Origin of the sequence: Sphingomonas aurea (assembly GCF_030678875.1) — a bacterium.
Taxonomy (GTDB): Bacteria; Pseudomonadota; Alphaproteobacteria; order Sphingomonadales; family Sphingomonadaceae; genus Sphingomonas; species Sphingomonas aurea.
The window spans coordinates 103139-116281 of record NZ_JAUUDS010000009.1; the positions used below are offsets into that span (position 1 = coordinate 103139).

Genomic DNA, 13143 nt, shown 5'->3' on the forward strand with positions numbered 1-13143 from the left:
CCTGCGGCGATGAAGGTCTTTCTCGATTTCGAGGCGTCGTCGCTGTCCGACCGCAGCTATCCGGTCGAGGTCGCCTGGGTGCTCGAGGATGGCGGGTCGGAAAGCCACCTGATCGCCCCCGCAACGGACTGGGACGACTGGGACCCGGTCGCCCAGTCGATCCACGGCATCGCCCGCGAGCAGCTGGTCCGCGATGGCACCCCGCACGACCGCGTCGCGCACCGGATGGTCGAGGCGCTGACCGGCCACGACCTGTTCGCCAGTGCCCCCTCGTGGGACGGCAAGTGGCTGAGCCACCTGCTCCGCACCGCCGGTCTGCCACGCCACAGCCTGAGGCTGCGCGACACCGACGAGGCGCTGCGGGACAGCTGCACCGCGATCCTGCAACCGGTCCTCGATCCCGCACGGCTGAAGATCGAGGTGCACAATATCGTCGCGCGGGCGAGCGCCGCCAAGACCGCCACGCCCGCGCACCGCGCCCTGGCCGATGCCATGGGCGAGCATGACACCTGGCGCCGCGCGGAGCAGGCCGCGCGCGCGCTCGCCGCCCGAATGGCGGACGGTTAGGCTAGCGCCGCGTCTTGCAGGGAAAGCTGGCGCGCAGCGCGTCGCGCACCACGAAGGAGGGCGCGCTGTCGGACTTCCTGCCCTTCTTGCGCAGATACCTGCGCACGGCGGCGACCACCTCGATGTTCGAGGACCGGGTCGGCGAGGGGCAGATCTGGTGCGCCAGCGACAGGCCATCGAAGATGCCGAGGATATAGCCGGTGCAGAAGGTCGCCGCCGGATCGGCGTCCTTGCCGCGACACTGCTGGACAAGCTGCGGCGTCTGGAGGGCGCTTACCACCACCGGCGGCTCCTTGGCCGCCAGCGCGGCGAGCAGCAGCACGAGCATGTTCACTCCTCCGGCTTCGGGAAACGGGTCAGGTCATCGCCCGGCCGACGCGGTCGTCAGATACGGCAGCAGCCGTAGCCGCGGGAACACGTCGTCGACCGGCCTGGTGTCGGGCAGGATATAGACCACGCCGCCATGCTTCTGGAACACCGGCCGCAACGTCCCGGTGTAGAAACGGGTGCCGACATTGATGCACCCGAAGGTGACGCGATTGTCGTCCGGCGTCGGCGTCAGCAGCCGTTCGACCCGGTGTTCGCTCTTGTTGGTGGTGATGACCGCGTGGAGCGCCACCGAGTTGGCATAATCCACCCAGATCACGCGCTGGTTGCCGAACGCCCGCCCGAATTTGGCGACGAAGCGTCCCGCCGGCGTCGTCCGCTCCGCCGGGCCGATATCGGACAGCTTCTTCGCGCCCACGCCCGGTGACGAGTCGTCGCCCACGCCCATGCCCAGCAGCACTGGTGTGGTGCCGAGCAGCGTGCTGTCGGCATCGAACAGGAGGAGCGAGGCGGTCTGCTTGTCGATCACGGCATAGGGCAGCTTGCCGTTGTCGCGCGCCGCCGCGACCCAGGCGATCAGGCGGCTCGCCTCTGCCGATGGCTCTATCGCCGGCACCACCGGGGCGTCGGCCGGTTTGGCCGGCTTGACGCGGGCAGCGGTGGGCCGGGCCGCCGCCTTTGGCGGACGCGACGTCGCGCCCGCATTGGCCGCGAGCGCCGGCGCTGGTGCGACGAGCACCAGCGCCAGCGCCGCGGTCACGCAGGCGCGACGATCGAAACGGAACAGCTTTGTGGGCACCACGGCCTTTTCGACGGACCTAATCGCCGATGCAAGCCCGTTGCGCCACGCCGCGTTCAGCCGCGCGGGCGACGCTGGCGCTGCTGCGCCTGCTGCTGGACCCGCTGGTCGATCCCGTCGACGCGCCCGGTCAGCTGGTCAAGGCGCTGGCCATTCTGCTGCGCCTGACCGGCGGCGGCCTGTGCCTGGCTCAGCGCCTCGCCCGACGTACCCTCGACCGTCCGCAGGCGGCCGTCCATGCCGTCGATGCGTGAGTTGACCGTCGCGATCTGCTCGTTGACATAGCCCTTGGTAGCGCAGCCGCCGAGCATGGTCGCTCCGCCCAGGATCATCGCGGCCACGGCCGACCGGTACATATTGGACTTCATCTACTCGCCTCTCGCGACGTTGGTAACGCATGGATGAAGCTCGGGGCCGTCAGGATTGGCAATCGTTATCGGTCGAAATGTGCCCGATTCGGGACAGGAAGGCGGGATGATTATGCGATTTTTCTCTTATCGGGCATGCGACTCGGCATCGTCATCCACGACTCGGTCCCTTCAGGGACCGCGCCGCGCCTAAACTGAGCGAATAGGGGCGCAGTCGGAAGGAAGCCATCGATCGGTCGACCGACCGTCCCACTTTTCGAGTTTATCAGGCTTTGCAACACAGTCGGCACTGTGCAGACTGCCAATGTCGGCGGGGGCCGGCGATGACTGTTCGGGGGGACATGATGTTCGGGAAGCTGACCGCTGCCGTTCTGGCAGCTGCCGTAATCGCTGTGCCTGTAGGTGCGCAGGAACGGACGGCGGTCAGGAACGGTTTCGATCCGGCCACGGCGACCGGCAAGACCATACTCGTGATGAGGCCGACGGTACGGGTCGGCGCGCAGTCGACGGGCGGCATGTTCGAGCCGAATGGCGACTGGACCGAACAGGCCCGCAAGAACATCGACGTCGCCCTGGCCAAGATCCAGGGCAAGCTGGGCAACAAGGTGATCGCTGCGCCCGAAGCGTATGGCGATGACGCGCAGCTGTCCGAGGAATATGCCGCGCTGTTCGCCGCCGTGTCGCAATCGGCGATCACCTATCAGTTCTTCAAGGGCAATCGTCTGCCCACCAAGAAGCGCGACAACAGGGACGACGTGTTCGACTGGTCGCTCGGCTCCGGCGTCGCTGCTCTGCCTGGCGCCAGGGACGCCGATTATGCGCTCTTCATCTACAACAAGGATGCCTACGGTTCGACCGGGCGCAAGCTGTTGCAGGTCGTGGCGCTGCTGGGGCCGGGCATGGCGGTCAAGTCGGGAGAGCATGCCGGCTATGCGGGCCTGGTCGACCTCAGGACCGGCGACCTGCTCTGGCTGAACGCCGATGGCGCGATGGGCGGCGACGTGCGCACGGCGGAAGGCGCCGACAAGCGGGTCGGCCAGCTGCTCGAGGCGTTTCCGGGTAGCCAGCTGGCACCGGCGCCGATCGCGGGGGTCGCACCGTGAAGGCTTGGTTGGCAGCGGCGATGCTGCTCCCTTCTGCGACGCCCGCAGCGACAATAAGATATGCACCGCTCCCGCCGCCTTATGAGGGTGTCTATCAGCCGCACGGTGTCGACGAGATCGGGATGTGGCGCGACGCCGACGAGGATGAGCGGCAGCTTGCCAACTCGCCGCTGGTCATCCGCGACGAGGCGCTGAACGGCTATGTGAAAGGCGTGCTCTGCGCCGCCGTCGGCGCGGACCGCTGCAAGGCGGCGCGCGTCTATATCCTGCGCACGCCGGTCTTCAACGCGACCATGACGCCTAACGGCACGATGCGGGTCTTCACCGGGCTGCTGCTGCGGATGCGCAACGAAGCCGAACTCGCCGCCGTACTCGGCCATGAGTTCGGGCATTTCGAGAGGCGCCACGGGCTGAGCCGCTTCAAGGCGCAGCGCGGCGGCACCGATCTGCTCAGCTGGGCGACCGTGCTGACCGCGATGGCCGGCACCTATCAGGCGCAGTCGAGCCTCAGCAGCATGCGGACCTCGATCTATGGCGGGCTGTTCCACCATCAGCGTGACAGCGAGCGCGAGGCGGACCTGCTCGGGATCGGCTATCTGAACGCCAGCCGGTTGCGCCCGCAGGCAGCGGCGCAGGTATGGCAGAACGTCATGGCAGAGGCCACCGCCTCCGCGGCCGCCCGCGGTCTGCGGAAACCGCGCTTCGACGCGATCGCCTTTGCCGCCTCTCACCCGCCGGATGCGGAGCGGGCCGCCTATCTCGATGCGCTTGCCGTGCCCGACGGCGCCGCGCGCGAAGACGGCGCCGCGCGCTATGCGCAGGCGATGGCGCCGTGGCTGCCGCTGTTCCTGGACGACCAGATCAAGCTGAACGACTTCGGCGGCAGCGAATATATCATCACCCTGTTATCAGCCGGCGGCTGGAGCGCGCCCCTGTGGCTGGCCCGCGGCGACCTTTACCGGGTCCGCGGCAATCCGCGCGACCTGGTCGCCGCTGCCGATTTCTACGCCCATGCCGTCGCGCTCGATCCCCGGCTGGCAGAGGCACAGCGCGGGCTTGGCCTTTCGCTCCTGAAAACGGGGCATCGTGCCGAGGGGCAGGCGGCGCTCGGCCGTTATCTGGCGCTGAAGCCCGAGGCCCCCGACGCCGCGATGATCGGCATGTTGACGAAGGATTTCTGACGATGCGTCGTACCGGAACCACCACGCTCCTCCTGGCACTCGCCCTGTCCGCCGCGGTGACGGTGCCGGGCTTCGCGGCCAATGCCTTTCGCGAGCGGGGCAAGGCCAGCACCATCGCCGACTCGCTGTTGACGATAACGCCGACGCGCGATTGGAACCGGCTGGGCATCTCGCCGGGCAAGAAGACCGAAGTCTGGACACTCGATGGAGAGGAGCTGAACGACGTCACCTTCTTCGCCGGTATAGAGCCTGGCAAACCGTTGATCCGCGAGGTCAGCAAGAAGCGGAAGCCGCTGCCGAAATTCACCCGCGACACGCTGCTGGTCGACATTCCCGAACTGCTCGAGGGCACCTATCGCGCCAGCCGGAACATCGCGACCTTCACCGTCTCGGGCGCCAGGCCGGACCGGTTCCTCGACCGCGACGGCATCCGCTTTACCTTCGACTATGTCGATGAGGACAATCTGCCACGCCGCGGCGAGGGGCGGGCGAGCCTGGTCGACGGCCTGCTTTACATGGCGACGTTCAGCGCGCCCCGGCTATACTATCATGATCGCACCTTGGCCGATTTCCATGCCTTAACGGACGCTGCCAGACTTAACTGATCCGCCGGAGCGGCAAGGGACACGGCCTGATCGATGGCGATGTCGGACGAAGGCAGGACCGACGCCCCACGCCGGAGCAGCGATCACGCCGTTATCCCCTGCCCCGACAGGATCAACGCGACGCCGATCGGGTTGCGTGATGCCTCTGGCAACGTCACCTCCAGCGCCTGACCGGTCCGGCGGAACCGCAGCGGGGTCGGATCGCCCGGCAGGGTCACGCGGTGGACGTCGCCGAGCAGGGTCGGGCTGTCGCGACCGAGCAGCGTCAGGCGGGCGACATTGTCGTCCGGCCAGCCCAGCACCAGCGCGTGCAGCGCGTCTCCCCTGGTCACGTAGCGCACGTCGCGCGCGGTATAGCGCGATGTCGGGCCGCCTTCCGAGAACAGGCCCGAGCCGCCGCCGGTCGACCCCTCGCCGTACATCTTCCAGGGGCGGGTGGCGTAGATCGCCTCGCCATAGCGTTCCATCCAGCCGGCGATGTCCTCGACGATCCGCTCCGCCTTGTCGTCGATCGTGCCGTCGCCGCGCATCGGCACGTTGACCATTAGATTGCCGTTCTTCGACACCACGTCGCACAGCGTATGCAGCACCGTGGCTGCCGACTTGTAGCCGCTGCGGGCATAGAGGTCGGCGTCATAGTGCCAGTTGCCGATGCAGGTATCGGTCTGCCACGGGAACCGCTCGATATAGCTTTTCCCGCCGCGTTCGACGTCGTCGACGATGCCGGTGCGCCGCTGCGGCGGCGTCATCTTGGCGGTGACCACCGCCTCCAGCCGGCCACCGTTCCACTGCATCGACCGGTTGTAGTACCAGGCGGTGAAATCCAGCCCATATTGTTCGAGCGGCAGGTCAAAATTGTCGAAATAGATCATGTCGGGCCGGTATTTCTCCGCCAGTTCGCGACAGCGTAGCACCCAGGTGCGCGCGAAATCGGTGTCGGCAGGCACGCCCTCGCTCCAGAGCCGGTCGGTCGCCTCGTGCCACTGATCCGCCTGGGCGTTCGTGCGGATGCCGTCCGGCATCGGCATGAAGCGACCGGTATAGAGCTGCTGCGGATCGAGCCCCTGCCACCATTTGCCCCGCCCTTGCGCGGCGGTCAGCGTGTAGGCGTCATAGCGCTGCCCGGCGCGCGGACCTTCGGGGTCGTAGCCATAGGCGGGCTGGTTCCAGTGCCAGGCATGCGCCGAGTGGTTCGACACCGCAAACCGCAGACCGCGTTCGCGCGCCAGCTTGGCCCAGGTGCCGACGATATCCCTGCGCGGGCCGACCCGCATGGTGTTCCACGGATGATGGCTGGAGGCATAGGCATCAAGATTGTCGTGGTGATTGGCCAGCGCCATGAAATATCGGGCGCCCGCCCGCTTGTAGAGGTCGAGCAGCCGGACCGGGTCCCAGCGCTCCGCCTTCCACAGGTTCTGGATCTCCATGAACCCGACATCGGCGGGGTGGCCGTAATGCTTCAGATGGTGCGCATAGGCGCGCGATCCGGGCAGGTACATCTCGCGCGCGTACCAGTCGCCCGCCTCGGGCACGCACTGGGCCGTCCAGTGCGCCCACATGCCGAACTTGGCGTCGCGGAACCAGTCCGGCACGCTATAGCCGGCGGTCAGCGAGGCCCAGTCGGGTGTGAAGCGTGCGGGCGGCGGCACCTTGACCGCGCGCCCGGCGCCAGCGGGGGTCGGCAGCGTGGTCACCGCCTTCGCCGCAGCCGGCACGACGGCGGCTGTCGCCAGGCTGCCGGCGATCATCTCGCGTCTGGTCGGCTTCACGTCATTCTCCCTGTCTTTGCCTCGGCCTAGGCCCTGCCTGCGTCCGTCGGGGATATGGCGGTGGCGAGATCGAAGATCTGCGTGGCGCGCTGCCACTTCTCGCCGTTCGGGCCGGTCTGCTGGAACCGCGCCATCAGGGCCTCCCAGCGCTGCACCGCCGGATCGGCGGCATCGGCGGCGGCCTTGGCAGCGAAGTCGAACGTCTCGTCGACCCGCATCACCATCACCAGCCGGGTGCCGAGCCGATAGATGCGCATCTCCTCGATCCCGCTACGCCGGATCGATGCCGCGATCTCGGGCCGGCCGGCGCCGGGCGCGTGATACCGCTCATACGCCGCGATCAGCTCGGCATCGTCGCGCAGGTCGAGCAGCAGGACATGTTCGACGGTCATCAGTGCGCCGGTGCCGCGGTGAGATCGACCGCCACCCCCGCCCGCCGCATCGACAGGGCAAAGGCCAGCACCGCGACGAACGCCGCTGCCGGCACCAGCATCGCCACGTTGATCCCCGCCCTGTCGGACACCGCACCCATCGCCGCGGTCAGCACCGCCCCGCCGATGATCGCCATCACGATCAGCGAGGCGCCGGCGCGGGCGAGCGGCCCCAGCCCGGCCATGCCGAGTGCGAAGATCGTCGGGAACTGGATCGACATGAAGAAGCTCGCCGCGGTCAGCGCGATCAGCCCGGCCTGGCCGCCCAGCATCGTCGCCGCGACCGCGAGCAGCAGGCTGATCCCGGCGAACACGGCCAGCAGCAGCGCCGGCGCGACCCGCCCCATCAGCCACGCACCCACGAAGCGGCCCAGCCCGAACAGCACCAGGCTGGCGAACAGCCAGTCGGCGGCGGTCCGCTCGCTCGTGCCGGGCAGGTTCGCCTGCGCGTAGCGGATGGTGTAGCTCCACAACCCGACCTGCGCGCCGACATAGAAGAATTGCGCGCCCGCCGCCTTCAGCAGGCGCGGCTGACGGAATATCGCCGAGAAGGGCACACTCTCCCGCGGTCCGTCATCCTCGACATGGCCGGGAAAGCGGATCAGCGCCGCCGCGATCGCGAAACCCAGCACGACCAGCCCGATCACCAGATAGGGCGCCTGCACCGCCACCACCTCCTGCCGCAGCAGCGCGTCGCGCGCGGCCGGCGCCATGGCGGACAGCGCACGCTCGTCGTGCGCGATCTCGGACAGGATGAAATATTTACCGATCAGCACGCCGGTGACGGTGCCGACCGGATTGGCCGCCTGCGCCCAGTTCAGCCGCCGCGCGGCACCCGCCGGATCGCCGATCTCGGTCATCAGCGGATTGGCCGAGGTTTCGAGGAACGCCAGCCCCGCCGCGATCACGAACAACGCGGCGAGGAAATAGCGATACTCGCCGAAATGCGCGGCCGGATAGAAGAGCAGCGCGCCGATCGCATAGAGCAGCAGCCCGGTGACGATCGCCGCCTTGTAGCCGCGCGTGCGCGTCACCATCGCCGCCGGCACCGCGAGCAGGAAATAGCCGAGATAGAAGGCCTGCTGAACGAAGCTCGTCTCGAAGTCCGACAGGACGAACGCCTTCCTGAACTGCGCGATCAGGATGTCGTTCAGGTTGTTCGCCATGCCCCATAGGAAGAACAGGCACGTCGTCAGCACGATCGCGGCCCTGAAATCCTGTTTAGCCTGTCGCATCGGACCCCTCCAAACCTGCATGCCGCGCCGGTCTCTGCCGGCGTCGACCCGTCGCTTACATCCAGGCGCCCAGTTGCCAGGGCACGAATTCATGATCGCCGAGGCCGTGCGCCTCCGACTTGGTCGGTCGGCCGGACGCCACCGCCAGCAATGCATCGAAGATCGCCCGTCCCGCATCTTCGAGCGGCCAGCCGTCCAGCACCGGCGAGCAGTCGATATCCATGTCGCCGCTCATCCGCCGTGCAAGCGGCGCATTGGACGCGATCTTCAGGCACGGCGTCGGCTGCGCGCCGAACACCGATCCGCGACCGGTGGTGAACGCCAGCAGGTTCGCGCCCGACGCGATCTGTCCCGTCGCCGAACAGGGATCGTAGCCGGGGGAATCCATGAAGATCAGCCCGCGCGTACCGTCGCGCTGCCCGGCATAGGCAAGGACACCGTCGAGCGGCGCGTTGCCCGCCTTGGCGACCGCGCCCAGCGACTTTTCGTAGATGGTGGTCAGCCCGCCCGCCTTGTTGCCGGGCGAGGGATTATTGTCGAGGCTGGCGTCGTGCCGTGCAGCATAGGCTTCCCACCATGCCACCCGCTCGGCCAGGGCATCCGCCACCGCCGGGCTGGTCGCGCGGGCGTAGAGCAGATGCTCGGCGCCATAGATCTCGGGCGTCTCCGACAGATAGGCGGTGCCGCCGGCCGCGATCAGCAGGTCGCTCGCTACGCCCAGGGCAGGGTTGGCGGTGACGCCGGACCAGCCGTCGGAACCGCCGCATTGCAGCCCCAGCACCAGGTCGCTCGCCGGTCGCCGCTGACGCCGGTCGGTACGCGCGATCTCGATCAGCTCGTGGACGATGGCGGTGCCGCGCTCGATCGCCTCGGCCGTGCCGCCCGCACCCTGGATGGTCAGCGTCCGCAGCCGCTCGCCGGGCGCCAGCCCGTACCGCGCCAGCATCTCCTCGATCTGCGCGACCTCGCAGCCCAGCCCGATCATCAGCACGCCGCCGAAATTGGGATGGCGGGCATAGCCAGTCAGCGTCCGTTCCAGCGTCTCGATACCCTCGCCGGTCTTGGCCATGCCGCAACCGCGCGAGTGGGTGAACGGCACGACCGCGTCGATCCCCGCCGGTACGGCGTCCTCGAATGTGCGGGCAATCCGGCGCACGACCGTCGCGGAGCAGTTGACGCTGGCGATGATGCCGATCGTATTGCGCGTGCCGACGCCGCCATCGGCCCGGACATAACCGTCGAACCACGCTTCTCCGCCCCGCCGGCGGGCCACCGCTGCCGCGATATCGGGATGGGGGATGCCCTCTATCGGCAGCGCCAGATTATGGTTGTGGACATGCTCGCCCGGGCCGATTGCGCGCGTGGCCACACCGATCGGCTGGCCGTATTTGTGCACCACGGCGCCCGTCGCGATCGGCCGGAGCGCCATCTTGTGTCCGCTTGGGATCGCGTCGCGCGCGGCGACGCCCAGCACCGCGTCGCCCGGCGCGGCGGCGTCGATCAGCACTGCGACCTCGTCACGGTCGGACAGATGGAGCGCGCCGGTCATGCCGCCGCCATCACGCGATCGGCCAACGCGCGCAGTTCGGGCATCGCCGGCGGATCGCCCGGCGCCTCGTCCACCCAGCGGACGAATCCACCGACCCGCTTGTCGACCTTCGCCGCGTGATGGACGTGGATGTCGGCGATCAGATGGTCGAGAAAGGGATTGGCGAACCGCTCGAGCGTCGTCGCCACATACGCCCCTGCCGCTGCCGCCATGCCATGCGCGGCGAAGCCCGCTACTATCTCGTCCCTCATCACTCTCTCCAACGCGCCCCGTGTCCCCGGATCGGCCAGTGCCTGTCGTACCGTTGCATCTGCCGCACCGCCGGCCTGACGCCACCGCTCCGCCAGCCAGCTGTGACCCAGGTTGAGGATATATAGTTTGAGGCGCTCGAACGGCACCAGATCGTCTGTCAGGGTGATCGCCGGATGCGCGAACGGCAGCGCCAGTCCCGGTACGCGCCGGATCGCCCACAAGGCATAGGGCTCGGCGATCGCACCGGCGGGGTCCAGCGGGCTGCTGACGATGCGATCGACCAGCGTATCCGCCCATAGGCAGGTCTCGCCCAGCCACGCGACGAATGCGGCCTCGCGCCCCTGTGTCCGCGCCAGCCCGGTCACGACGTCGCGCAGCACCGATGCGTTACGCTGGACCAGTTCGCACGGCAGCACCGTGATCCCCGATCGTCCGGCTGCCCAGCGTGCGTGGAGCAGCGCCACCAGCATCGCGGGGAAGCTCGCCGGCGCCACGTCCGCCCTGCCCGCGATCCGGTCGGCTGCCGCGACATCATAGCCGGTGTCGCCGGTGTTTGAGACGATGTGCGTCGCCGCGTTGCGGACGATCATGGTCAGCGCGTGCCAGTCTATCGCCGCCTGCATCCCGCCCACGACGCTGCGCACCTGAACCGTCCGCTCGACCGGATGTCCTGCTTCCATCCCGCGGACGATCACGGGAAAGCCGGCGGGATCGGCGAACGCCGCGAGACGCCTGGCGCGCGCCGGGTCGCGCGTCGTCTGCACCACCACAATGCCGGGCACCGCCTGCCCGGCGTCCCGTGCCTCGGACGCGAACAGATCGACATGCGCCTGCAGGAACCGGCTGGTGCCGAATTGCACGATCATGCGGGGCTGCCCTCCTGTCTCGTGCACGGTCGCCGCTGTCGGTTCATACATGCCAATATCTTATATGCGCGATCATACTTGCATATAGGATATCGCCTGTCTAGTTGATCCGCCCGGGGGTTTTCGCATGACCGCAGCGGGGAGGGCCGAGTGAAAGCCGTAATATGTCGCGAGCCGTTCGACCTCGCGCTGGTCGAACGTGAGGAGCCGCATCTGGCGCCCGGAACGGTGGTCGTGCGGATCAGGCGCGTCGGCCTGTGCGGAACGGACTATCATATCTACGAGGGGCGGCATCCGTTCCTCACCTACCCGCGCGTGATGGGACACGAGCTGGGCGGCGAGATCGAGGCATTGCCTGAAGGATCGGAGCTTGAGGGATCGGGCCTCGCCGTTGGGCAGTTCGTCGCCATCAACCCCTATCTGGCGTGCGGCGGGTGCGTCGCGTGCCGCAAGGGCAAACCGAACGCCTGCGTCGCTATCAGCGTGCTGGGCGTCCATGCCGATGGCGGGATGTGCGAACGTCTGGTCGTTCCTCAGTCCGCCATCGTCGATGCGACCGGCCTGTCGCTCAGCCAGGCGGCGATGGTCGAGTTTCTGGCCATCGGCGCGCATGCCGTCGCCCGCGGCGCGCCTGTTGCGGGTGAGCGCGTGCTCGTCGTGGGCGCGGGGCCGATCGGCGTGGCGACCGCGCTGTTCGCCCGGCTGAATGGCGCCGCGGTGACGCTCGTCGACACCCGCCTGCCGCGCCTTCGTTATGCTCGCGACGCGCTCGGCATCGAGGCGATCGCGCTTGCCGACGAGCGCCTGCCCGAGACGCTCGCCGCGGCGACGTCGGGCGACATGTTCGACATCGTCTTCGACGCGACCGGCGTCCTGGCGGCGATGACCGAAAGCCTCCGCTATGTCGCGCACGGCGGCAAGCTGGTCCTGGTCGGGGTGGCGCCCGGCGAGTTGGTGTTCCCGGATCCGGAACTGCACAAGCGCGAGGCCACGGTCATCACCAGCCGCAACGCCCTCGCCGACGATTTCACACGCGTGATCGCCGCGATCAGAGCCGCCGACATTCCTGTCGACGCGCTCCACACCCACAGCCTCTCGGCCAACGACCTGCCGGACCGGCTACCGGCGTTGATCGAGAATGCCGATCACGTCCTGAAGGCGATCGTCAGCTTCTGACGCGTCCGCGAGGTTTGGGTTTCGCTCCCCTAGCGCGGTCTGTCATCCGCCACGACCCCGACGCTCAAGCGGCGGCGACGAACCGCTGGCACTGCTCACCCAGCCTGTCGATACCCAGCCGCACCGTCTGCCCGGCGCGGAGATAGACCGGCGGCCGCTGGCCCAGGCCGACGCCCTCCGGCGTCCCCGTCGAGATGATGTCGCCGGGCTCCAGCGTGCAGAACCCGCTGACATAGGAAACCAGCTCAGCGACCGAAAAGATCATGTCGGCGGTGGTGCTGTCCTGATAGCGGTGGCCGTCGACCTCCAGCCACAATCGCAGCGCCTGCGGGTCGCCGACCTCGTCGGGGGTGACCAGCCAGGGGCCGGTCGGGCCGAACGTGTCGCAGCCCTTGCCCTTGTCCCAGGTGCCGCCGCGCTCGAGCTGGAACGCGCGCTCGGACACGTCATGGACCACGCAATAGCCTGCGACATGGGACAGCGCCTCCTCGCGCGCGACGTGGCGCGCACGGGTGCCGATGACGACGCCCAGTTCGACCTCCCAGTCGGTCTTCTCAGACCCGCGCGGGATCTCGACATCGTCGTTCGGGCCGACGGTGGCGCTCGACCATTTGCCGAACACCACCGGCTCGGCCGGGATCGGCAGGTCGCTCTCGGCGGCATGGGCGCGGTAGTTCAGGCCGATGCAGACGAACTTGCCCGGCCGCGCGATGCATGAGCCAAGACGCGGATCGCCCTCCACCACCGGCAGCGCCATGGGGTCGAGCGCGGCGATCTCGGCCAGGCCGGCCGGCGTCAGCCGGTCGCCCGCCAGGTCGCCCAGCGCGTCCGGCAGGGCGCGGATGCGGCCATTCTCGTCGAGCAGGCCGGCCCGCTCGCGGCCCGGCTCGCCATAGCGCAGCAATTTCATCGGTC

General features: G+C 68.4%; 14 protein-coding genes. 5 read left to right on the plus strand and 9 right to left on the minus strand.

Features of this window, described 5'->3' with window-relative positions; all coding sequences use genetic code 11:
- The first annotated feature begins 9 nt into the window (after positions 1-9).
- Positions 10-567: a 3'-5' exonuclease gene (locus Q5H91_RS14625; RefSeq protein ID WP_305174184.1), complete on the plus strand. Its 558-nt coding sequence runs from the start codon at positions 10-12 to the stop codon at positions 565-567.
- Between the two features lies 1 nt (position 568).
- Here Q5H91_RS14625 and Q5H91_RS14630 read toward each other — a convergent pair whose 3' ends face one another.
- The 3 genes from Q5H91_RS14630 to Q5H91_RS14640 all read right to left on the minus strand — a co-directional run bounded on the left by Q5H91_RS14630 (position 569) and on the right by Q5H91_RS14640 (position 2061).
- Positions 569-895: a Rap1a/Tai family immunity protein gene (locus tag Q5H91_RS14630; protein WP_305174185.1), complete on the minus strand. Its 327-nt coding sequence runs from the start codon at positions 893-895 to the stop codon at positions 569-571.
- Between the two features lie 33 nt (positions 896-928).
- Entirely contained in the window at positions 929-1654 is a 726-nt protein-coding gene (locus tag Q5H91_RS14635; RefSeq protein ID WP_305174186.1) for a hypothetical protein, read from the minus strand.
- Between the two features lie 95 nt (positions 1655-1749).
- Positions 1750-2061 carry a hypothetical protein gene (locus Q5H91_RS14640; RefSeq protein WP_305174187.1) on the minus strand — a complete coding sequence of 104 codons (312 nt, stop codon included), beginning with the start codon at positions 2059-2061 and terminating at the stop codon, positions 1750-1752.
- 344 nt (positions 2062-2405) lie between these two features.
- On the opposite strand from Q5H91_RS14640, the gene Q5H91_RS14645 reads away from it, so the two are divergent.
- From Q5H91_RS14645 to Q5H91_RS14655, 3 genes are read left to right on the plus strand one after another with little or no spacing between them, the layout of a single operon-like run.
- On the plus strand, positions 2406-3164 hold the full coding sequence (locus Q5H91_RS14645) for a hypothetical protein (protein ID WP_305174211.1): 759 nt from the start codon (positions 2406-2408) through the stop codon (positions 3162-3164).
- Positions 3161-4345: a M48 family metallopeptidase gene (locus Q5H91_RS14650; protein WP_305174188.1), complete on the plus strand. Its 1185-nt coding sequence runs from the start codon at positions 3161-3163 to the stop codon at positions 4343-4345. The genes Q5H91_RS14645 and Q5H91_RS14650 overlap by 4 nt, the downstream gene beginning before the upstream one ends.
- A gap of 2 nt (positions 4346-4347) precedes the next feature.
- Positions 4348-4950 carry a hypothetical protein gene (locus Q5H91_RS14655; RefSeq protein WP_305174189.1) on the plus strand — a complete coding sequence of 201 codons (603 nt, stop codon included), beginning with the start codon at positions 4348-4350 and terminating at the stop codon, positions 4948-4950.
- 83 nt (positions 4951-5033) lie between these two features.
- Here Q5H91_RS14655 and Q5H91_RS14660 read toward each other — a convergent pair whose 3' ends face one another.
- From Q5H91_RS14660 to Q5H91_RS14680, 5 genes are read right to left on the minus strand one after another with little or no spacing between them, the layout of a single operon-like run.
- A complete protein-coding gene (locus Q5H91_RS14660; protein ID WP_305174190.1) occupies positions 5034-6719 on the minus strand; it encodes an alpha-L-fucosidase in 1686 nt (561 codons plus the stop codon).
- Positions 6720-6745: 26 nt separating this feature from the next.
- Entirely contained in the window at positions 6746-7111 is a 366-nt protein-coding gene (locus Q5H91_RS14665) for an L-rhamnose mutarotase (protein WP_305174191.1), read from the minus strand.
- Complete coding sequence (gene fucP / locus Q5H91_RS14670) at positions 7111-8385, minus strand: L-fucose:H+ symporter permease (protein ID WP_305174192.1); 1275 nt, start codon at positions 8383-8385, stop codon at positions 7111-7113. The genes Q5H91_RS14665 and fucP overlap by 1 nt, the downstream gene beginning before the upstream one ends.
- Before the next feature lie 55 nt (positions 8386-8440).
- Complete coding sequence (locus Q5H91_RS14675; protein WP_305174193.1) at positions 8441-9934, minus strand: UxaA family hydrolase; 1494 nt, start codon at positions 9932-9934, stop codon at positions 8441-8443.
- A complete protein-coding gene (locus Q5H91_RS14680; protein WP_305174194.1) occupies positions 9931-11052 on the minus strand; it encodes a mannitol dehydrogenase family protein in 1122 nt (373 codons plus the stop codon). Before Q5H91_RS14680 ends, Q5H91_RS14675 begins: the two co-directional genes overlap by 4 nt.
- 150 nt (positions 11053-11202) lie before the next feature.
- Here Q5H91_RS14680 and Q5H91_RS14685 point away from each other — a divergent pair, with 150 nt between their 5' ends.
- On the plus strand, positions 11203-12228 hold the full coding sequence (locus Q5H91_RS14685; protein WP_305174195.1) for a zinc-binding alcohol dehydrogenase family protein: 1026 nt from the start codon (positions 11203-11205) through the stop codon (positions 12226-12228).
- A 64-nt stretch (positions 12229-12292) separates the two neighbouring features.
- On the opposite strand, the gene Q5H91_RS14690 is transcribed toward Q5H91_RS14685, so the two are convergent.
- Positions 12293-13138 (minus strand): fumarylacetoacetate hydrolase family protein, encoded by an 846-nt coding sequence (locus Q5H91_RS14690; protein ID WP_305174196.1) that lies wholly within the window; start codon positions 13136-13138, stop codon positions 12293-12295.
- Positions 13139-13143 lie beyond the last annotated feature (5 nt).

Coding starts and splice junctions, on each gene's coding strand:
- Q5H91_RS14625 (WP_305174184.1), top strand. CDS start 10: ATGAAGGTCTTTCTCGATTTCGAGGCGTCGTCGCTGTCCGACCGCAGC.
- Q5H91_RS14630 (WP_305174185.1), bottom strand. CDS start 895: ATGCTCGTGCTGCTGCTCGCCGCGCTGGCGGCCAAGGAGCCGCCGGTG.
- Q5H91_RS14640 (WP_305174187.1), bottom strand. CDS start 2,061: ATGAAGTCCAATATGTACCGGTCGGCCGTGGCCGCGATGATCCTGGGC.
- Q5H91_RS14645 (WP_305174211.1), top strand. CDS start 2,406: ATGTTCGGGAAGCTGACCGCTGCCGTTCTGGCAGCTGCCGTAATCGCT.
- Q5H91_RS14655 (WP_305174189.1), top strand. CDS start 4,348: ATGCGTCGTACCGGAACCACCACGCTCCTCCTGGCACTCGCCCTGTCC.
- Q5H91_RS14665 (WP_305174191.1), bottom strand. CDS start 7,111: ATGACCGTCGAACATGTCCTGCTGCTCGACCTGCGCGACGATGCCGAG.
- fucP (WP_305174192.1), bottom strand. CDS start 8,385: ATGCGACAGGCTAAACAGGATTTCAGGGCCGCGATCGTGCTGACGACG.
- Q5H91_RS14675 (WP_305174193.1), bottom strand. CDS start 9,934: ATGACCGGCGCGCTCCATCTGTCCGACCGTGACGAGGTCGCAGTGCTG.
- Q5H91_RS14680 (WP_305174194.1), bottom strand. CDS start 11,052: ATGATCGTGCAATTCGGCACCAGCCGGTTCCTGCAGGCGCATGTCGAT.
- Q5H91_RS14690 (WP_305174196.1), bottom strand. CDS start 13,138: ATGAAATTGCTGCGCTATGGCGAGCCGGGCCGCGAGCGGGCCGGCCTG.